Here is a 21212-nt window from a genome sequence, read left to right on the forward strand (position 1 = left end):
GCGCGCTGGATCCGTATTAGCAGGTGAACGAATATCCAAAGATTCATCAAGGCATTGTAGCCTCAGCAGTCCATAGAAAATAAAAAAAGCGCCGCATTGCCATACCGGCAATGCAGCGCTTTAAATCTATCATAAGCAAGTGAACGCAATTAATGATCGTTATCACCTGACGGGGTGATGCCTATGATTTGATCCAGGCCAGGAGATCCTTATTGATGGTAGCTGCTTCAGTAGTTGGCATACCATGCGGGAAGCCCGGATAAGAAATCAGTGTTCCGTTTTTAGCCAGTGAGGCTGATTTAGGACCGGCATTATCATAAGGCACGATCTGATCATCTGTACCATGCATTGCCAGCACAGGAATATCTACGTTTTTCAGGTCTTCGGTGAAATCGGTTTCTGAAAACGCTTTGATACAATCGTAGTGCGCTTTGATGGAGCCCATCATTCCCTGGCGCCACCAGTTTCTTCTGATACCTTCTTTTACATCGGCCCCCTCGCGATTGTAGCCGTAGAATGGCAAAGTGATATCTATATAAAACTGCGCTCTATTTTCAGCTGTATTTTTTCTAATATCATCGAATACAGATATATCAACACCACCCGGGTTGCTGGCGCTTTTCACCATTATTGGCGGCACTGCGCTGATCAGCACCGCTTTTGCTACACGGCCCTTTCCAAATTTGTTGGCGTAACGGATTACTTCACCACCACCGGTAGAGTGGCCTACATGGATCGCATCTTTCAGATCCAGCGCCTTCACGAGCTCAAATACATCCGCTGCATAAGTGTCCATGTCGTGGCCCACCACCGTTTGCGATGATCTGCCATGGCCTCTTCTGTCGTGTGCAATCACGCGGTAGCCCTGCTCCAGAAAGAAATACATTTGTGCATCCCAGTCATCACCAGATAAAGGCCAGCCATGATGGAATACGATTGGTTGACCGGTGCCCCAGTCTTTGTAATAAATTTCGGTACCGTCTTGTACTGTAATCTTGCTCATTGTTTGACTTTTTAATTTGGTTTGAAAAATCTAAAACCTCAAGGGCTTTCTATGGTTTCCAATTAGCCAACAACTGACGGTTTAATTGTGTTCGTCGGAGTTCTAAAAATTTTTGCGATTTTTTTTCTCGCAAAGCAGCATAAGCAGGTAAGCAGCAAAGGATTTTGTTTTGTTGTATAAACCCGGAATTTTGAGGTATATAGTATCACCACGCGTAGCGCGGAACCAACCGCCGGCACCTTCGGTGCCGGCAAAAGGTGTTTATTAATTAATTATGAAGCTGGTGTTTCCGTGAACTCATTTTCGCTTTTAGCCACCACGATGGTCGCTACGCCATTACCTATAATATTCGTGAGCGCTCTCGCCTCACTCATAAATTTATCTATGCCGAGTAAAAAAGCCAGGCCTTCCACAGGAATTTTATGGAGTGCTGTTAAGGTAGATGCCAGTACAATAAAACCGCTGCCTGTTACCCCCGCTGCTCCCTTGGAGGTAATCATCAGTATACCGATGATGCTGAGCAGCTCCATGATACCCAGGTGTACATCATACAACTGCGCAATAAAAATCACGGACATGGATAAGTAAATGGAAGTACCATCGAGGTTAAAGGAATAACCCGTTGGAATCACCAGTCCAACTACGGATTTGCTGCAACCAATACCTTCCAGCTTCTGCATAATGGAAGGCAGCGCCGATTCAGAAGAAGAAGTTCCCAGCACCAGCAGCAGCTCCTCGCGGATATACCGGAGAAATTTAAAGATGCTCATTTTGTAATACCGCAGGATGCTCCCTAATATCACGACTACAAATATGATCATGGTTAAATATACGGTACCCATCAGCTTTGCCAATGGCACTAAGGTATGTAGTCCAAACTTGCCTATCGTATACGCCATGCCTCCGAATGCACCGAGGGGTGCCAGGTACATCACATACTTAAGCGCGGTAAAAACGATTTTTGATATCTTCCCCAAAAATGCAATCACCTGCCATCGGTAACGGCTATAGTTTAACGCCACCCCGATGATGATGGCCGCCAGCAGAACTTGCAGCGTGAGGTTGCTCAGGAAAAATTCCAGCCAGCTGAAACCCTTTTCCGCCGCGGAAGTATATTTGGCAGCACTCTGCATTTGTAACCCCTCCCGGTTTATATGCCCCGGCTTGAGGAGCAGTGCCATGCCTACACCTATGGCGAGGGATAAAGTACTCACCACCTCAAAGTACAGCAGCGACTTCACACCAATGCGGCCCACTTTCTTCAGACTGTCCATTCCACTGATGCCCAATACAATCGTGAGAAAAATGATCGGTGCAATAAACAGTTTGATGATATCGATAAACGTTTTGCCGATGACTTCCATCTTCACGGCGGTAGCCGGTGCCTGCACGCCCAGCACTACGGCAGCAATAATCGCAATCAATACCCAGAAGGTCAGATTGGTAATCAGGCGAATAATCCAGCTCTTGGGAACGCTCCCAGATGCTGCATGGGCGGTCACTTCCAACGGCATAGTCCTATTAAATTTTGAAAAAAGCCTCAATAAACAAAAATTCCCCGGAACTATAAAAACTAAATAACACCATTGCGGTATTTTTGCGGCAAATTGTCTAAATCCTTGGTACACTAGATAAGTACTTGTATCTTTATCCCTAGCACTATTCTTTATACCTAATGAACACACGTCGTCGTTTTCTCCGAAACACCTCGCTGGCAGCGGGGTTGCTATTATTCAAATCCCCCATGCGCGTATTCGCTTCTTCCGGCACTGCCACTATTCGCCTTGCGGGCGACAGCTCCCGATTGCTGGTACATTACACCAACGATATGCATGGCACCGTTTTTAATAATGGTGGTGCAACGGGCGATTTACTGTTAGATGCCGGTGACTTTACCGCCGGTTCCAATGATGCTGCCGGCAACCTGCGGATTATTAAGGCCATGAACGAAGCCGGCTACCATGCTGCCACCATCGGCAACCGGGAACTGGCCAACGGCACCGCCGCACTGGCCGCCCTGATCCCCGCTATGGATTTTGCACTCGTCAACTGTAACTACCGTTTTGCAGACAGCCAGCTGGCCACCCTCGTAAAACAGGAAGTGATCGTTCAGAAAGGACTGCTTAAAATTGGTATTACGGGTGTAGGTACTGCCCTGCCGGGTGTTAGCGGTGTTACCGTTACCGATCCGGTAGCAGCGGCCAATGCTGCCGCCAGGCGCCTAAGGCAACAGGGTTGCGAAGTGGTGATTTGCCTCTCCCACCTGGGGTATGACAATACTGCGGACAAGGTATCCAACTACTCCCTGGCCAACGATTCCGTTGGCATCAATTTCATTGTGGGTGGTCACCAGCACGGATTTGACAGCAGCCTGCGCACACAAAAGAATAAAGAAAACCAAGAGGTAATGATTGGCCACGCCGGTGCTAACGGCCTTCACAGAGGCACGCTGGCATTTAACTTTAATGACCGGCAGGAGTTCATTCATATTACTCCCGGACTGCAGCGCGTATAAAATTTCAACTTATTTATAATAAAAAAGGCGAAACCAGTTGGTTTCGCCTTTTTTGTTATGGTGCCCTGGATTAATCATGAATAATCGTGATAAAGCCTTTAAACTGCGGTTTACCGGCTCCCAGGTCAATGATGTAATAGTAAGTACCCTCCATCAGCGGATGCCCATTCACCGTACCATTCCACTTGTTGGAATAGCTACGTTGCTGGAACACCATCCTGCCGGCGCGGTCAAATATCTTCACTTCATTCTCCGGATACATATCAATGTTTTTCACTACCCAGTAATCATTACGGCCATCGCCGTTTGGCGTGAGCAGGTTGCTGGATTCCAGCTTGTAGTCGTCTTTCACGGTGATGGTGATGGTGGCGGAAGCCACGCAGCCATGGTCGCTCGTTACCACTACCTTATAGTCCGTAGTTTTAGCCGGGCGTGCGTTGGTGATGGCACCCGTTCTGTTACTGAGGCCCGCAGCAGGTTCCCATGTGTAAGTACCACCGCCACTGGCGCTGAGGGTAATAGTTTCACCTTTGCTAATGGTAGTTGGTGCAGCTGCCTGCACGGTAACTACCGGCAACGGATATACGGTAACGGTAATGGCTACAGAAGCTTTTTCCTGGTTCCCCGGGTACAGTGCATATACCTGGTAAGTACCTGAGCTGGTAACTTTATAGGCAGATGTAGTAGCTCCAGGGATACGTACCCCGTCTTTAGTCCATGCGTACGCCGGTGCGGCGGAGGCGGTGAGGGTGACGCTACCCTGCTCACAGAAATCCAGTGGTCCGTTTGGCGTAAGGTCCGGAACCGGGTAAGCCGTTACCGTCACTGTTTGCGCTACGGCTGCTGCAGGTTCGTAGTTTTGATCTCCTGCCTGCGTAGCAGTGAGTACTACCGTACCCGCTGCCACCACCGTACCTATGTTGCCCGTAACACTGATCACATTTGTATTACCGCTGGCAAAGCTCACCGGCAGTCCGGAAGTGGAGGTAGCCTGTAAGGTAAATGCCGGATCTCCTTCGTTTTTATTCGTAACTACATTGAAAGTGATGGTCTGCTTCGCTTTCTTTATTGTAAGCACACCATCTGTGATGGATATGGTGTAATTATTATTATCCGCTACCACTGGCTTCAGGGTATAAGTACCGGTGTTAACCGCACCCTGACTGCTACCTGCATAGGTAACCGCACCCAGTACCGATGGTGTTTCATTGTTTACCAGCCCGTTAACATCTACTCCATTACCACCGGTGTAAGCCTGGCCATCGTATGTTTTTTCCGCGTTGCGGGCTGCAACTGTGATAGCGGCTTTATTCACCACAAACGATTGTCCTGCTTCCGCAGCGGCATTGAAATTTGTATTACCGGCCTGATTAGCGGTGATAACTACATTGCCCGCACCGGTGATAGTGACCAGATTGCCACTGATGGCGGCTGGTCCGCTTTTCACGGCAAAGGTAACCGGCAGGCCGCTGCTGCTGGAAGCACTGAGTGCAAACGGAGCGTCGCCATAGGTTTTATCCGTTGGTGGTGTAAAATTGATGGTTTGGCTATTCCTGCCCACCGTAAGCGTACCGTTTACCATTACAAAAGTATAATTGGCAGCGCTGAGGGTATTTAGCGCCACGGTAATCGGGTAAGTACCCACGCCGCTGTTGGCCACAGCAGTGGTAGTGAGTGCAGGCGTGCCTGTTAGTACCGCGGCAGTTTCATTATTTACAAAGCCGGTGATATGATATGTGAGAACCGGATTAGCAGCGCCATAGAGCTTCTGCTGCGCATCAGCAGTAACAGTAAGCACTGCCGGCGCTACTGTGAAGCTTTGTTGGCGTGGCGTAGCTGCCAGCCAATTTTTGTCCCCTGCCTGTTTAGCCGTTACCGTTACAGTACCAGCACCGGTGATGGTTAATACATTGCCATTCACCGTAGCCGGGCCGGTCACTTCATAGGTCACCGGCAGTTCGCTGCTGGCAGGTGCATCCAGCTGAATAGCGGCATCACCATATGTTTTGTTGGCCAGCGGCGCAAAGTTTATACTCTGGTTATTGGGGGAGATGGTAATCGTTCCCTTAACCAGGTTGAAGTTGTAATTGTCGGCCTGCAAGGTACCAATGGCCACATCCACATCATACACCCCTACATCTGAGGTAGGCGTAGATACCGGTGTAATTACCGGTGCACCCGTGATCACGGTTAGCGGATCACCGTTTACCAGACCGTTGATAAAGAAGCCAAAGGTAGGATCCCCCTGGGCGTAGGTACGGTAGTAATTTCCTACAGAGATATCCACCGTTGCTTTGGCTACGTGGAAAGTATGGCTCACAGGTGTAGCAGCCTCCCAGGATACATTCCCATCCTGGTAAGCTTCTACGGTTACATCGCCTGCACCATTGATGGTGATCAGGGAATTATTCAATGTAGCCGGACCGCTCACTACGCGGTAAGATACTGGTAGTCCGCTGTTGCTCACCGGGTTCAACGCAAACGGCAGTACGCCGTAAGTCACATCCGCAGGTTGATTAAAGGTAATCACCTGTGTGCCTTTACCTACGGTATAGGTGCCCGGCACCAGGGTGAAGGTATAGTTTTGTGCCGCGAGTGTGTTAGCGGTAATATTGATCGGATAAGTACCCAGCGGTGTGGAAGTACCTACCGGTGTGCTTAAAGCAGGCTGCCCTGTTAACACCGCCGATGTTTCGTTGTTCACGAATCCGGTGATCTGATAAGTCAGTGCAGCAACCTGTTCATTGAAGTTTTTCCGTTGATCATCCGCCGTTACCGTCAACGCAGCTTTTTGCACGGTGAAGGTTTGGCTGCCTGTTGCAGGCAGGTAATTAACCGTGCCTGCCTGTGTAGCCGTTACCGTTATAGTACCTGCACCGGTGATGGTAATGATATTATTATTTACTGTTGCAGGGCCTGATACAGTGAATACCAGCGGCAGTCCTGTGTTCACGCTTGCTGATGGCGTGAAAGCCGCATCACCATATGTTTTATCAGTAATCGGCGGGAAGCTCATTGTTTGCTGCGCCTGGAGGATAGTCAGCCTGCCTTTTATGAAATTAAAGGTGTAATTGGCAGCATCCAGTGTATTCAGTGCCACGTCAATATCATAGCTACCCACTGCCGAAGCCGCGTCTGCGCTGGTAGAGAGTACAGGTGCCCCGGTTACAACGGTCGCATCTTCCCCATTTTTATAACCATTGATAGCGAAGGTAAATGTTGGGTTAGCCTCACCGTACAGTCGCGTCTTATTATCCCCTGTTACGTTCAGGACAGCTTTATTCACCGTGAATGTCTGCCTAACTGCGGTAGCAGCGTCGTAGTTACTGTTCCCCGGCTGAATCGCTTCAATTTCCACGGCACCTGCACCGGTGATGGTGAGCGTACTACCGTTAACGGTAGCCGGCCCCGATACCACGGTGTACACCAGTGGCAGGCCGCTGCTGGCTGTTCCGGTTAAGCTAAACGGCAGATCACCGTAAGTTTTGTCGGCCGGTTTACTGAAGGAAATGGTTTGTGAAGCAGTGCCAATGGTATACACCCCATTTTGCGATGTCACCGCGTAATTGGCACTAGTGACGGCACCCGTACCTATCGTGATCGGATAAGTGCCGACATTGCTGTTGGCCGCAACAGTGCTGGTAACCGATGGTGTACCGCCCAGTATGGATTCATTCTCTCCATATACAAAGCCCTCATAGTGATACGTAAGCGGCGCAAGGGCGGCTCCGTATGCGGAGGACTTATTATCTGCCACCACTTTCAGCGGCGCCTTACTGATGGTAAAGCTCTGGGAAACTGTTCCCGCATTATAGTTGGTGTTACCAGCCTGACTGGCGACTACCGTTACATTACCTACTCCGCTGATTGTACCGGTGTTCCCGTTGATGGTGAGTGGCCCGCTGGAAACGGTATAGGTAAGCGGTAAACCGGAGGTGGTAGTGGCACTAATGGTAAATGGTGCATCGCCGTAGGTCCTGTTCACCAGGTTATCGAAGCTGATAAACTGATTCAGCCGCGTGATGGTCAGTCTGCCTTTGATGAAATTGAAAGTATAATTGGCTGCCTGCAATGTGCCGACGTCCACATTGATATCATAATCGCCGGCATCGGATGCCTGGGTAGCAACCGTGGTTAGTGCCGGCAAGCCGGTGATCACGGAAGCATTGTCGCCATTCACCAGCGTACCCAGTGTATACGTAAACGTTGGGTTTACGTCGTTATATGGTCGCTGTGCGTTATTGGCAGTAATATTTACCACGGCTTTATTTATTTGGATACTGAAATTATCCGTAGCCGGATTGTAATTGGTATTACCTGCCTGGTCAGCACGAACGGTAACAGTACCAGCGCCGGTGATGGTAATCATTGTTCCATTTACGGTAGCTGGTCCGCTCAGGATGGTATAGGTCACCGGTAAGCCGCTGGTGGCGGTTACACCCGGATCAAACGCCGCATCACCATAGGTTTTGGTAATGACCGCAGGCAGCGTGATTGTTTGCGCAGCCTTTACGATCGTCAGTTTACCGTTAGCAGGAGTAACGAGGTAGTTCGGGTTAGTAGCACCATTCATCCTGGGCGAAAGTGGATATTCTCCAGGCGCGGATGTTTCGCTGGTACCTGCATAATCCACGGTGGTAGCAGGTGTGAAGATGGATGGCCCGTCAGTAAATGCAAAGCCAGACCAGGTAAGTGCCGGCACGGTCGGATTAGGTTGACCGTAAGCACGTGTTACATCATCAGCGGTTACAAAGAGTGGCTTCGGTGTAACGGTGACGCCTATAGTTACCGGTGCGGATTCGAGGTAACCACGGGTGGCCGCAGCTTTGGCGGTTATCGTGGCGTTACCTGCTCCCCTGGCGGTCAGATTATTATTAACAATTTGTGCTATGCCCGGTGCGCTGCTGGTGATAATTATCGCACCTCCTCCATTGGTAGCGGGCGCCGGTACAAATGCTACGTCGGCAGCGCCATATACATAGGAAGTGGTAGCAGGCGCAAAAGTGAATGTTTGCACCAGCGCCTGGTATTCGTATGCGCCGGGATCTACGGTCACATTGCTGATCCTTGGTTTTCCATCCAGGTCAGTGGTGAGGGTAGTCAGTGCATTGTTACCATTGTTGATAATTACATTGGAAGTATCCAGTCGGAAGTCGCCGGTAGCCGGATCTTTAAACAGCACGGCTCCGCTGAGTGCAGCGTCGGTAGCGGAACTGCTGTTGTAAAAAGAAGTCTGAATCATACTGGACTGGTATACCGGTGTAGTGCCGGTAACCTGTACATCCGCTACACTATTGCCAGCAATGATGGAGTTGGTAACAGTAACAGCGGCAGTATTACAATTGAGTCCATAGCTATTACGGGTAATCGTGGAGTTTTGTATTTTGAAAGTATTAGATCCGATGGCGCTCAAGGCAACCCCGCCATTTCCGGTAATAAGGCAACCGGAGATATTAGCAGTGGTACCGGAGGCGTTTCTCAGGTATACCGCGCTTCCTTGTGCAGCATTATTTCCCTGCAGGCGGCAGTAATTGATTTGATAGTTTTCACTGGCCAGGCCATTTTCTGATGCCACGGCGGCAGCGTTGTCACCTGGATTATTGGCACCGGTAATGATCAGGTTATCTAACACGACGTTGATAGCCCCCTTTCCAATTTTCACCAGTTGTAAGGTATTTCCACCCCGTAAATCAGCACTGTTTAAGCTCATGCCACCCACCTTATTTACGTCATCGTTGTCGAGGTCCCCGCTGAGGATTACGGGATAGTCCGCCGGTGTACGCGCTGCCAGGGTAGTTTCTCCTCCGGCACCGCCTTTGAAGCCACCGTACACGCCTACTCCTGTAGGTATAACAAAAGCGGCGTTGATATCGCCGATACCACTGGGATAGTAGGTACCTTTCGCTACCCATATCTGCTTAATGCCACTGGCCGGATCGGCGGCGGCCACCAGTGCATCTCTGAGTTCTTTTACGGGGTTGGTCCAGGTGGTGCCATCTCCGGGGGTGGTGGTATTGATGTCCACTCTTACCACGCCTGCTGCATCAGGGTTAACGATCGTAAGGTCGCATGGCGGCGTGGTGAGCAGGTTGAAGCTAGCAGGATAGCTGGTAGCAAAGGTATTATCTTTTGACCACTGGGCGGCATCGGTGAGTAATCCTCTTAATATGGCGCTGGTGCCAATGATGCGGTTACAGTTATAGCGGCCGTTCACCGCCAGGATGCTGGGTAGTTTTAGTGTAGCCGTAGCGGTTGGGGATACTGACATCGATGAGGTGAAGTCACATGATTCGAGGCTTGCATCCCAGGCGGCCTTGTTTACATTGATACCCGCAATAACGGTATGTGGTCCGCCGGGGTTGCCGTTACTGGAAGTAAAGGCAAACAGCTGGTCGCCGGTCAGGCCAAGACTGATGTACTCTTTCAGGATAGCGCCGGCACTGTTTTTTGTAGGAGAGATCGCATCAACGGTACCGTAGGAGGTAGCGGGATTGTATTTTCCCTTTATTACGATTTGCTTTCCCGCGAGCAGGCCGGTGGCAGGGGCTGTCCATCGGATAACACCATCGGTATTACTGCCTTCTCCTGCACTACAGCTGAGCGACTGAAAACCGCCGGATATCCGCCCGAGATCGGTGAAATAAATCACCGTATTACCGGGGATATTCTTCAGGAACACAAAGGAGAATACATCATTCTGTGTATTCCCGTCTATATCATCGTCAAAGGAATTATAACCTGTAAACACCAGGTCACCCGGGGAAATCTGTGCCTGCGACAAAAAGGTACAGCAAATAAAAAACAAGGTTATCAAAACCTTAGGTATAGTGCACTTCATACTATCGTTGGTAGTCTTACGGGATTAAATTTCGCCCTTACAGCGAATAATTACTATTTGGAGTCCCCTTACGCAGCTCAGGCGCAAGGATAGGTATTAAACCAGTGTGTGGTCACCACCCCTTCTACTGCTGCTTTCATCGTGCTCCACGCAGGGGTAATGTCAGGAATGTTGCCGTTGATCTTCACCACCATATCACCACCGGCTGTAGCCTGCCATACCGGCGCTAAGGTGTGGTGGGTGGCTGCATCAAAATGCAGGGTGCCCCGCGGCGTGGCTATATCCAGGGTGGCCAGGTGTTTCATTATCGCCGTGGCAGCATATTGATGTTGGGATGCGCCCTGGAGGATATACTCCACCAGCTGGGCGGTAGTCCATCCATGCATCATAGCACTGTTTACTACGCGATTAGTAGCAGCGGCACAGGTATCGGTGAAGATTTTATTGGCTGGTAATTCGATGGCCGCTGCCCATGGCAGGTAACCCTGAAGGCTGTACGATAATGGTGGTAAAGCTCCATGTGCGGTAGCGAGCGATGGTTCAAATACCATCGGCGCGGCAAACACTTCCAGGTTAGGTATTGCTGCCTCCTGCAGTTGCCGGAGGAAGTAATAGGCCAGGTCGCCATTGTACATGGAGAGCACAGATGTCACAGCCGGCTGCTGACGAAGAAAATCAACCAGCGGGCTGATGGAAAAATCACTGCTGTTAAATTTGCTGATAAAGTTATGTTCGATCTGCCCGCCGTTATCCGCGTAATGCTGACTTAAGCTATGACTTGCCGGAAAGCCACAATCAAAAAACGACGTGGCATAAGCGGCAGCTGCTGCTTTGGTGGCCGCCAGCTCAGCGGTGAACCGGCAGCAGAGACTATGGTGCAAAGTGTGGGAGATGACATGTGTATGCGGCTCCCAGGCATGGAAGTACCTGGCGCCCGGGTGCAGCAGGATTACGAGCTTATTCACTGCTCTTGCAAAATCAGCTATCTGCTGCAGACTATCCTGATCTGCATAAATAGCTAATACATCTACATTATCTTCCATCAGCATTTTTTCTGCGGCGGCGAACACGGCAGGTACGTCCGTTCCATAACCAATATTGGCGGTTACCAGCTCCACCGGCAGCTCACGGTGTGCCATATACGCTTTGCAGCCTGCGAGCAAATCGTGCTGCAGCAGCGGCTGAAAAGTGGAACGGGGTAATAATAATCCTAGTTTCATGCTCCTGACAATCTTGTTCAAACAGATATAGGTATTACGTCTGGCTTGGATAAATCCCCTGCAGACAGATAATATAATTCACCACCAGGAATGGCTGCATCAGGCTAAATGGCTGTGAGCCTCCGGCTACTACTCCCTGCATCATGGTACCTGCTCCCTGGTCCACAGGTGAGGTAACCTTTAGTGGCAAGGATTGTTTGGTGTTATCACGAGTTGGGGAATATTGTTGTATAGTTGGTGTAATGGCTGCATATTTATTGGCTGGCTGGCTATCATTAGCCGGATTTTCTCCGTAGGCTGGCATAAATATATTGCCACCCAGTACGTGCTGGTGCGCGGGGATCTGCGTGACAGACAAGGTATAGGTTTCACTCCCACCGGTTTCTCCGATACTATAACTATCTCCATTTAAATTGGTGCCCATGTGTAATGGCACGCGTCCTTGCAGGTCTGGCAGGTTAAAGGTTTCCAGACCATCTCCACCATAGGTAGTACGAATGAGTTGAAACAGTGCATCATTTTCCGATATCGATAGCGATTGACCCTGACAAAATGCCCAGCCAACCGGGGCAAAGGTGCCGGCAAAAATTCTTATTTCTCCAAGGTATGCGGGCATAATATTAAACAGGTATTTTTTAAAAAATTCAACGAACTAGGATCTTTGCGGAAAAATCCCTGCTGTGGCTATACAAAAGCTTACCGCCAGTGTAGGCTGGTAATTGATTAATGGTTGATTACCGCCTTCATTATCCAGGTACAGCGCCGTACCGGCTTCCATGGATGTGCCGCTGTCGGCCGTGCCATAAATCTTCGCGGTAGAAACTGCGCCATGATAATTACCTACCGGCGTACCACTGGTAGCGGCAGTTCCAACGGGCAGTGTCATTACTGTTTGCGGGATGGTATGTACGTGTGCGGGCATTTCCGATGCCAGTAAGGTGGTACCGGGGGATCCACCCTGCTCGCCCAGGAAGCGGTCGCTCAATCCAGTACCCTGGCCTGCTCCTATTGGCACTTTTCCCTGCATATCAGGTAATGCAAAAGTGGATTTACCATCTCCACCAAAATAAGTACCCAGTAATGCAAACAATGCAGTGTTTCGGGATATTGGAATCAGCTGCCCTTCACAAAGCTCACTATTTACAGGTGCAAAACCTCCTGCTAAGGTAAAAATCTGTCCTAAGAAAACATCTTCAGGCATAATCGTAATTTTAGTTGCGGGAAGGAAAAATACCTATCAATGCGATAATAAAGTTCAATACAAGGTAGGGCTGCATATTGGGGTATGGCCGGGCCTTCCATGCTGATGGAGGATCACCTGCAGTCACTGCCGCACCACCTACCCAGCTGCTCATCACTGGTGCAGCAGTGAGTTGTTGCGCAGGCATTAGCGCCATCCGCTCATCTTTTTCTGACCTGAACCGGTTAGTATTATCGCTGGCAGGATAGGCATCCGCCGGTGCACTGGAGATACCTGAGGAGGCTACCGGCAGCTTCACAAAACCATTCACGGGATGTGTATGCTGGGGTAATTGTGCGAGTTGTACGGTGTTGGCAGTAGTACCCAAACGCTGCCCTAGTATAATACCGTCCCCGCCCCAATGCGCCGGAATACGGCCCCGGAAATCAGGTAAAGCAAAGTTCGTTTGTCCGTTGCCACCATAAGTAGTACCTAAAATTGAAAAGAGCGCCTGGTTTTGGTTGATGGGCAGTAACTGCCCGTTACACATGGCCCAGCCCTTTGGGGCAAAGTTGAAAGATACGATGGATATCTCCCCTAAATACGGTGCATCGTTCATAAAATAGATTGGTATGGGATCAGATTAAATATCGTTTATGAAAAACCATAGCAAAGCTAGATAAAAATTTTATATAGGATAAAAATTTTATCGCTTCGTATAGGCATGGCCCGTTAGGCACATAAAAAAAGCCGGCCTTACAGGGCCGGCAGCTATCTTGCTTATGAGTACGTGGAATTTATTTCAGTAATTCAGCCAGTTTATCTTTTAAGCGCTCTCCGCGGGCTCCGAGCATAATCACGTTGCCGGAGGGGTCAATCAGGAAACAGGCAGGAATCGCCAGTACACCATATTGGGTAGGTACTTCGCCGTTACCACCTTTCAGGTCAGATACCTGTGGCCATGCCATCTTCTCCTCTTCCAGCGCCTGCATCCATTTGTCTTTTTTATCATCCAGGGATACAGATAATACCTCCAGGCCTTTGCCTTTATACTGATTGTATACTTCGGTCAGCTCCGGAATCGCCTCTCTGCAAGGCTTGCACCAGCTTGCCCAGAAATCCAGCAGTACATATTTACCTTTGAAATCTGCCAGGGATACCGGCTTGCCTGCGGCATTGTTCAACTTAAACGCCGGCGCAGGTTTGTTCAGCAGATTCGCCATCTCGCTGCCGCCACCAATTTCTCCGGTCATCATTTTATTCACGGTAAAGGTGTTTCTTACATTCGGACCCAGGCTGCTGATCAGGTTGATCAGGTCTTTTTTCTCCATGCCCTGTGCCAGGTAGGCATTGATCAGATAGGAACCCGCTCCGGAATTAGGATGCTTGCGTAACCACGCAATACTGGCATCCACATCACGTTGCTGCAAACGGCGGTGTTCCGCATATGCTTCGTCTTTCGCTTCCTGGTCGCCAATCTGTGTTGCTTCTATCATGCGCTTTTCTACCGCCTCTTTCTGCGCTAACAGCGTGTCAGCATCCAAAACTGTTTTGGTGATATCCAGCCAGTCGGCCACAAACTGACTACCGGTATAAGTAGCGTTCTGGAAATAAGGACCGTTACCGGTAATGTTCATGGTACCCGCTTCCAGGTACAAAAACGTTCCCTCTGATTCCTTTCCCCTGGTGCCTACCTGCAAAATATAGGTCGACCCGCCTTTACTCATATCCAGTGAATAATGGAAATGGTCATCTTTTACATAGGCGGTATCAATGGTGTTGGTCAGCGGTCCCCATAACTGTACTGTATCACCGTTGATTAATCCTTTAATTTTTACATCCAGCTCCAGCATTTTCTTTTGCTGCTGCGCACTCGCCGAAACGGCCGTCAGTAACGCAAGCCCCAGGAATATTCTATTCATAGCTTTTGGTTTTAAAATGAGTCAGAAATATTAATTTATAAGAGAGATATGTTTCAGCTGCATCGTTACCGGTTCGTCACCGGGAACACCAAACAGTAAGGACGCGGGCCATTTGATGCCGTTGTAGGACTGATAGCCGGAGAACTCCAGGTTGCTGTAAAACAGCTGCTGCGCAGGGCGGTGCTGTGCAGGTTGCTCCATCACCTTCAACCCGCCATCCACGGCATAGTAGTACAGCCAGGGTTCGCCCTTCGGTGTTTCCACCCGTACTACATAGGTATCCATCCCGTTTACGTTTATCCTTTCCCGTAATAAGGTTGTTTTGCAGTCCTGATCAAAAAAGTGCAGTTCCGGAATCAGCGCCGCAGTTAAACACAACTGTTTCACGTCAGCAGGGTTATAGTCCGTTTGCTGGCCAAACCTTGATAACGCTACCTTTCCAGGCAGCACCTTTAAAGCCGCCAGTTCACTATGCAGCGCATTCATCTGCAAGCTAAGCCGGCAGCTATCTGCACTCCATTGCCGTGCAAATGTGATAGCGGCGCTATCTGCAGAAGCATAACTAATAACTGCATTGGTAAACTGTTGCAACTGCTGCTTCCCTCCTATGGCTGCCAGATAATTGTCAATCACCTGCACGGCCGTCAACCCTGCCGGCACTACGCTGGTAGCACCGGTACCTTTCCAGCGGTTGTTTTCCCGGCGGCGGTCAGGCACCACCCCATCCGGATCAATGGTCACCGATGTAACGGCCGAGGTAGAAGGATAATGGAATTCAAATACCTTATTTTGCAGCCAAACCTGCACCGGCAGAATTTTGCGGGATACCTTGCCGTTAAACTCACGTACTTCCACTATCACCGGCACCGGCATGCGGTCCCTGTTTTCAATCGTGATATCTACCCCGTTAGCCGGGTTATTTTTTACATAGGCTACATTGGTGATGGCTACATCTGCCCGCCAGTCCTGTAAAAACCAGCTGTTCCACCACCAGCTGAGGTCCTCACCGGTAGCGCTCTGCATCGCCCTGAGAAAATCGTTGGGTCCCGGATGTTTAAACCGCCACGCCCGTATGAATTCATTAAACGCCGCATCGAAACGCGCCTTACCGATTACCACATTGCGCAGCATCATGAGCGCCATCGCAGGCTTCATGTACATGTGCATGGCCATTTCCTTCATGGTAACGGCAGCCGCCGGTGTGTTCAGCGGTGGCATTGGCGGTATAACAGAAAAGTAGTTTAACCCTGCCGTATACTCGAAATTTGGTTGCCCGTTCAGCTTTTCACTGTTCACGAGGTTGATGTAGGTGTTGAGTCCTTCGCACATCCAGCCATGGCGACTATCAGCCGACACCATCATGTTAAACCAGTTGTGACCTAATTCATGGTTGGTTTTTGTCCACACACTGTTGGATCCAAAGCTTTGATGGTAGTTGATGACGGACACACCGGGGCCACCTACACCGGTGATGCCACCGGCAATGTTTACACAGGTATTGTAAGGGTAAGGTTCCAGGTAACTGGAATAGGTTTCCAGTATACGTTTCATATCGGCGGTAATGCCGCGCCAGTCCAGGTGGCTCTCCTTAGGATACAGGGCCATTGCCAGTGAGGTACGATTCTCCGGCAGGTCCACTTTCACCGCATCCCAAAGGAAAGCGGAAGAAACGGCCCAAAGGCCGTCACCGGCATTTTCCGAAGCAAAATGCCAGGTCCGCTTTGAGGTGGTGGATGCTATAGGGATATCATAGGATGTAATGATGTTGATGACAGTATCGCTTTTCCAGGCCGACAGATAACGCTTTAGCGCCGCCGGCGGCAGCACTTCTTCGGGATTCATCAGCTGACCCGTGCCCTGCATGATCACGTTGGCAGGCAGCGTACAATACATATTCAGGTTGCCCGGCTCTACATAATAACCGGCGTTAAATACGTTCCAGCCCTGCAAATCATCGTATACACATACCCGTGGGAACATACCGCTGAATTGATAGACTTTCCCCGAAGGCGTGGAGAGCACCCCCATGTAATCGGAACCGTTTACCGGCAGTATGAAATCATAGTCAACGGTGAACTTCAGCTGCTGCCCTGCGGCCAGTGGCGTAGGTAATAATACTTTTACATAAGTATCGGTCGTTTCAAAGGTCAGCGCTTTTCCATTACCCCCTTTGATCTCATGGATATGACAGCCTTCCGTATATTCCTGCACGCCAAAGCGGGTGCCGCTCACCGGTGTAGTGTTGGCTACGCGGGAATCAGGTTTGAAACGGTTCTGCATCACGGTGAGCCATATATAATCCAGTGCTACCGGGCTGTTATTGCGGTAGGTAATGGCTACTTTACCACTCAGCTTGCGGGAGGCGGTATCAAAGGCCACGTGAATATCATAGTCAGCGCGGTTTTGCCAGTAGCCAGGTCCGGGCCTGCCGTCCGCCGTACGTTGTGCGTTGGCGGATGGCAGGTTTACGGCATAAAAAGCTTCCCGTGCGCTTACACTGCTGTCTTTTCTTACCTGTGCGTAGCTGCTGCCACACACCAGTAAACACGCTACAGTAAGCAGTTTTGGAAATATGCTGTTCAAGATAGATAGTTTAGAATGTCGGAGGAGGATTAGTCCCTCATTTTATAAAGATTGGCAATGACACGTTCGAACTTCTCATCTTTGGAATAGTTCAGGTGACCATCCAGGATATTGCCTTTCTGATCAATGGCAACCCAGCGGGTGATAGCGGTAAGGCAATAGCGAAGCATAAACTCCTGTGCTTTAGGATCGGACCTGTCGGCGGATAAAAACAGGTTGTTTACGCCGTTGATATTTTTCTTTACGCTGAATCGTTTCCATTCTTCCTGGGTTTCTGTGTCCGGTGCTTCCCAGCAAATAGTGAGGAATACGATATCATTTTTATCCTTGTAATAATCGGCGAGCTGGCGGAAGAAAGGCAGTCCGTCCACGCAGCCATGGCACCACATTGCCCAGATGTCGATGATGACTATTTTACCTCTGAAATCTGACAAGCGAACGATGTCTCCATTTTCATTTTTCAATGCGAAATTGTAAGCAGGCAGTCCTGCTTCCAGCTGTGCATAAGCTTTGTAAAGAGAATCGCAGGTGGTAGCACCAATACTACCTGGCTTCAGCTGTGCTTTTGCGATGGAATGAATTTGCTTCATCTCGCTGAAGAAACCTCTGTTACGGCCTTCCACCACAAACCAGTTGGTGGTTACTTTTCCGTTCAGCGGATTTGATTTGCAGGTGGTAAGTAATTCCGTTACCTGATTGATGGTTTTGAGGGTGGAGTCCTGCAGTTTGCGCCCAATCCACCAGAAAGTCACGATTTCACGGGTCAGACTTTCGCTGCCTACGGATGCAATGGCCGGATCGCCAATGTTAAATCCTTTGAGGTACCAGTCGCCAAAACCGGCGGTAGTTTTCAGTGCTGCATGGTCTTCTGCAAACCGGTATTTTAATTGAATCCGTGCTTTATCTTCATGGAAATCCACGAGTTCGCGCACTGCGGCATTGGAGATTTTCGCGTTCGTAATGAGTTGTGCGGTGGTCTTTTCCAGGTTACCAATGACCTCATCCAGTTGCTGTGTGGTGCTGACAGCTTTAACATCTACCGACTGATAAAAACTATCAATTTTATACAGTAAAGCATGTTTGGATGCATTTTTACCGGACCACAGTGCGGTGAACACGCCTTTAGGGGCAGTTTTAAAATCGTCTTTCAGCGTTAATGCCATTGATACGGTTTCACCGGGTTCTACTATCATCGGCACATCGTTTACAGTGATAAGCTGGGTAGCTGCCGGGAAAGTATTGGTAAAGTTGGTGGTAGGCGTATTCCCCATACGGTAGCCTTCTTCCTTAAATGTATCCGTTCCCTTACCCCCGAAATAGCTTACCATTATCTGGCCTCCAAAAGGTCGGTTGGCTGTCACCTGTAGTTGCAGTTTTGCCGGCATTGCAGGGCCTGTGGCATACATACTATTCCAGCCCAGCAGCATCATCAGAGAAAGACTTATTGCTCTCATTATTATAACAGTATTAGTTATAATTAAGGCAATCATGCCGCTGAAAAGGGTGAAGCTCCCCGGGTTATTTTTTAAATAATTTCCGGGGAGATATAATCGCTGTTACGGTCTGTCGCCAATAGCCTGCAGGTCAATTCCGTACTCATTGCGGAAGAAGTTACAAACCACCTCATATTTTTGCCTGATGAGGCCTTTGGTATCGTAATTCGGTTTGAAGATGGTATTTTCCAGTTCTGCACGCGAACGACTGGAGATATAAGCTACGTACATGCCAAAGTCCCAATAGATACTGATATCCGCCATGAGGGTTGCCTGGCCTAACATACCTACACCACGCGGATCACTGGTGGCTTCATTATAGGCTGGTGGCGCCAGCATCACAAATTCATCGGGTATTTTCATAGCACCGCTCATGGTTGCATGTTTCATATAAGCAGCGGTCAGCCATTCCCGGAGCGTTCTGGCAGGATACTTCTTCTTGATGAAAGTACTGTCTGCCCAGCCGATTGCCAGTGTGGTAGGCGATGCAAAGGTCCCTGTTATGGAAGGCTGCAGTACGTTTAAATAGGTGACATTCATGGTGTCGATGGAGGCTGCCAGCAATATTTTGTAGGGCATTGTTTTCTTCAGGAAATCCTCCGGGTAGTAGTTCATAAATACAGATCTGAAAAGCTTCAGCGTTGTATCTATATATTGTGGGTTGGCAACCCTGGCGGCTACACGGGGTGTAACACCTGCTACCTCATATACCAGATCGTAGTTAGTAAACTTGTATAAAATATAGGAGGCATATTTATCTTTGAAAGCGAGGATGGAATCATCATACGGCTGATCCCCCTGTGGCAGTGTGTAAAAGGGCGGAATGGGTGTAGGCTGTATGGCCGCTTCCTTTTTGCAGGCATATAGTCCTCCCACGAAGAGCAGCCCTGCCAGTATTTTTTTATGTATCTGCATCATGAATTTAAGGATTGGTGTGAATTAGTTAGGCATACGTCTGGAACCGATGGTTACATTTTGACCCAGCGACCTGTTTTTTTCCAATACTTCATTGGCGATAGGAATGACATATTGCGGATCACGTTTTTTCAACTGATAATATTCCGTTGTAGTTTTTGTAGGCATATAAGAGTGCGTGATGGCCGGCATACCGTATCTGCGAAGATCGAACCAGCGGTGACCGCATTCCATGAACAGCTCTCTTCTTCTTTCGAGGCGGCACATTTGCAGCAGCTCATCCGCCGGCCGAATGGTCCATGGTACGAATTTGGTTTTATCCCAGCGGGAGGCGCGGAGCTTATTTAAATCATCCAGTCCTTTTTGCGCCGCTTCGGTATTACCAGTGGTGCGGTACAATTGTATATATGCTTCTGCGCGGTTCAGGTAGGCTTCGGCACTGCGCCATGCGCAGCCCATCATCATTTGCGGAGAAGTACCCACATTTTTCAACTGATAATACGGTGTAAGTGCATAGGGTTTGAAAATCTCCGGCACCTCTCCAATATATGTTTGCTGTCCACGGAGGTCACCAGGTTCTAATATGGAAATATAGTCGAATGAAACATCGTATGCCACTGACATGCCGGCCGGCTGCTGTTCGTATACGCTGCCAAAGTACCAGATGGTTTCGGGATTATCGGGTGAAATAAACGGCAGCACTGCCGGGGCATTCGGGTCCGGAATCGGATTCCATTGTGTAAAGTCCTGCAATTGTGGATGACGATTTATCACCACACTTGCATGCTCAATTACTTTATTCCATTTCTCCATATACAGGTTTACGCGGGATGCCAGTAATTCCGCACCCAGGTACGACATCCGAAACGTGGGCAGTTTCAGCTTTTGCTGCTCCAGCAATTGGATGGAAGAGTCCAGGTCTGCTATCACCTGGTCGTATACTGCTTTCACGCTGCTTCTCTGCGGACTGTCGTCCGACAAATTCGCATCCAGTCGCAACGGTATACCCTGCAGCTTATCCGGCGTGGTGGTGGAATCATTGTAAGGCATCGCAAACAGGTTCACCAGCATAAAATGATAAAATGCACGGGCAGCGAATGCTTCCCCTTTAAACTGTATCTTATCCTTCAGATCTCCCTGTGAACCGTCCAGGGACTGAATAGCCACGTTTGCACCCAGCAATAGCTTATAGTAGGTACTCCAGGAGTCCATGCCATTTGATACCACCGAACCTCCGCTACTTTTGCTTAATTCAATAAAGTCCGGCTGCCATTGGTAGGCAGGGGCACTATTGGTCAGGTCAGCATCAGAAGGCAGGTTCTCGCCGTTGAATGCCTGCACATCATCATCCATCAGGGTCAGGTACGGCTGTAGGCGGGTATTTGCGCCTGGCATGCCTTCCGTATATAATATCTCGCTAAACTGCTTGGTAGTTTTTGGTATTATCTCGTACTGCGACCGCTCTTCCAGAAATTTTTTACATCCAACAAACGGGATCACTGCAAAAGCCAACAGATATAATTTCTTCATAAAAATAGATTTA

At 49.3% G+C, this 21212-nt stretch carries 13 protein-coding genes; 1 reads left to right on the plus strand and 12 read right to left on the minus strand.

Features of this window, described 5'->3' with window-relative positions:
- Positions 1–181: 181 nt before the first annotated feature.
- Both BUB18_RS21675 and BUB18_RS21680 read right to left on the minus strand, forming a co-directional pair.
- The gene (locus BUB18_RS21675; protein WP_073085095.1) at positions 182–1003 is read right to left on the minus strand and encodes an alpha/beta fold hydrolase; all 822 of its coding nucleotides are present in this window, start codon (positions 1001–1003) and stop codon (positions 182–184) included.
- A gap of 272 nt (positions 1004–1275) precedes the next feature.
- Complete coding sequence (locus BUB18_RS21680; RefSeq protein ID WP_083550487.1) at positions 1276–2517, minus strand: cation:dicarboxylate symporter family transporter; 1242 nt, start codon at positions 2515–2517, stop codon at positions 1276–1278.
- Between the two features lie 161 nt (positions 2518–2678).
- On the opposite strand from BUB18_RS21680, the gene BUB18_RS21685 reads away from it, so the two are divergent.
- Entirely contained in the window at positions 2679–3518 is an 840-nt protein-coding gene (locus BUB18_RS21685; RefSeq protein ID WP_143160040.1) for a metallophosphoesterase, read from the plus strand.
- A gap of 70 nt (positions 3519–3588) precedes the next feature.
- On the opposite strand, the gene BUB18_RS21690 is transcribed toward BUB18_RS21685, so the two are convergent.
- From BUB18_RS21690 to BUB18_RS21735, 10 genes are all read right to left on the minus strand, one after another.
- A complete protein-coding gene (locus BUB18_RS21690) occupies positions 3589–10332 on the minus strand; it encodes an MBG domain-containing protein (protein WP_178372175.1) in 6744 nt (2247 codons plus the stop codon).
- A gap of 101 nt (positions 10333–10433) precedes the next feature.
- Entirely contained in the window at positions 10434–11576 is a 1143-nt protein-coding gene (locus tag BUB18_RS21695; RefSeq protein ID WP_073085101.1) for an ABC transporter substrate-binding protein, read from the minus strand.
- A 34-nt stretch (positions 11577–11610) separates the two neighbouring features.
- Positions 11611–12192 carry a phage tail protein gene (locus BUB18_RS21700; protein ID WP_073085103.1) on the minus strand — a complete coding sequence of 194 codons (582 nt, stop codon included), beginning with the start codon at positions 12190–12192 and terminating at the stop codon, positions 11611–11613.
- Between the two features lie 36 nt (positions 12193–12228).
- Entirely contained in the window at positions 12229–12777 is a 549-nt protein-coding gene (locus BUB18_RS21705; RefSeq protein WP_073085105.1) for a phage tail protein, read from the minus strand.
- Between the two features lie 10 nt (positions 12778–12787).
- A complete protein-coding gene (locus BUB18_RS21710; protein ID WP_073085107.1) occupies positions 12788–13375 on the minus strand; it encodes a phage tail protein in 588 nt (195 codons plus the stop codon).
- A gap of 178 nt (positions 13376–13553) precedes the next feature.
- Positions 13554–14678, minus strand: a complete 1125-nt coding sequence (locus BUB18_RS21715) for a TlpA disulfide reductase family protein (RefSeq protein WP_073085109.1) — start codon at positions 14676–14678, stop codon at positions 13554–13556.
- Positions 14679–14708: 30 nt separating this feature from the next.
- Positions 14709–17261 (minus strand): M1 family aminopeptidase, encoded by a 2553-nt coding sequence (locus BUB18_RS21720; RefSeq protein WP_073085111.1) that lies wholly within the window; start codon positions 17259–17261, stop codon positions 14709–14711.
- A gap of 29 nt (positions 17262–17290) precedes the next feature.
- Entirely contained in the window at positions 17291–18715 is a 1425-nt protein-coding gene (locus BUB18_RS21725; protein ID WP_178372176.1) for a peroxiredoxin family protein, read from the minus strand.
- 102 nt (positions 18716–18817) lie between these two features.
- Positions 18818–19672, minus strand: a complete 855-nt coding sequence (locus BUB18_RS21730) for a zinc-binding metallopeptidase (protein WP_073085115.1) — start codon at positions 19670–19672, stop codon at positions 18818–18820.
- 21 nt (positions 19673–19693) lie between these two features.
- Positions 19694–21199 (minus strand): RagB/SusD family nutrient uptake outer membrane protein, encoded by a 1506-nt coding sequence (locus tag BUB18_RS21735; protein WP_073085117.1) that lies wholly within the window; start codon positions 21197–21199, stop codon positions 19694–19696.
- Positions 21200–21212 lie beyond the last annotated feature (13 nt).

It is taken from the genome of Chitinophaga jiangningensis (assembly GCF_900142605.1).
Classification (GTDB): Bacteria; Bacteroidota; Bacteroidia; order Chitinophagales; family Chitinophagaceae; genus Chitinophaga; species Chitinophaga jiangningensis.

Excerpts from the sequence above, each read along its gene's own strand:
- BUB18_RS21710 (WP_073085107.1), bottom strand. The coding sequence starts at position 13,375 with ATGAACGATGCACCGTATTTAGGGGAGATATCCATCGTATCTTTCAAC.
- BUB18_RS21725 (WP_178372176.1), bottom strand. The coding sequence starts at position 18,715 with ATGAGAGCAATAAGTCTTTCTCTGATGATGCTGCTGGGCTGGAATAGT.
- BUB18_RS21735 (WP_073085117.1), bottom strand. The coding sequence starts at position 21,199 with ATGAAGAAATTATATCTGTTGGCTTTTGCAGTGATCCCGTTTGTTGGA.
- BUB18_RS21705 (WP_073085105.1), bottom strand. The coding sequence starts at position 12,777 with ATGCCTGAAGATGTTTTCTTAGGACAGATTTTTACCTTAGCAGGAGGT.
- BUB18_RS21675 (WP_073085095.1), bottom strand. The coding sequence starts at position 1,003 with ATGAGCAAGATTACAGTACAAGACGGTACCGAAATTTATTACAAAGAC.
- BUB18_RS21715 (WP_073085109.1), bottom strand. The coding sequence starts at position 14,678 with ATGAATAGAATATTCCTGGGGCTTGCGTTACTGACGGCCGTTTCGGCG.
- BUB18_RS21700 (WP_073085103.1), bottom strand. The coding sequence starts at position 12,192 with ATGCCCGCATACCTTGGAGAAATAAGAATTTTTGCCGGCACCTTTGCC.
- BUB18_RS21695 (WP_073085101.1), bottom strand. The coding sequence starts at position 11,576 with ATGAAACTAGGATTATTATTACCCCGTTCCACTTTTCAGCCGCTGCTG.
- BUB18_RS21730 (WP_073085115.1), bottom strand. The coding sequence starts at position 19,672 with ATGATGCAGATACATAAAAAAATACTGGCAGGGCTGCTCTTCGTGGGA.
- BUB18_RS21685 (WP_143160040.1), top strand. The coding sequence starts at position 2,679 with ATGAACACACGTCGTCGTTTTCTCCGAAACACCTCGCTGGCAGCGGGG.
- BUB18_RS21680 (WP_083550487.1), bottom strand. The coding sequence starts at position 2,517 with ATGCCGTTGGAAGTGACCGCCCATGCAGCATCTGGGAGCGTTCCCAAG.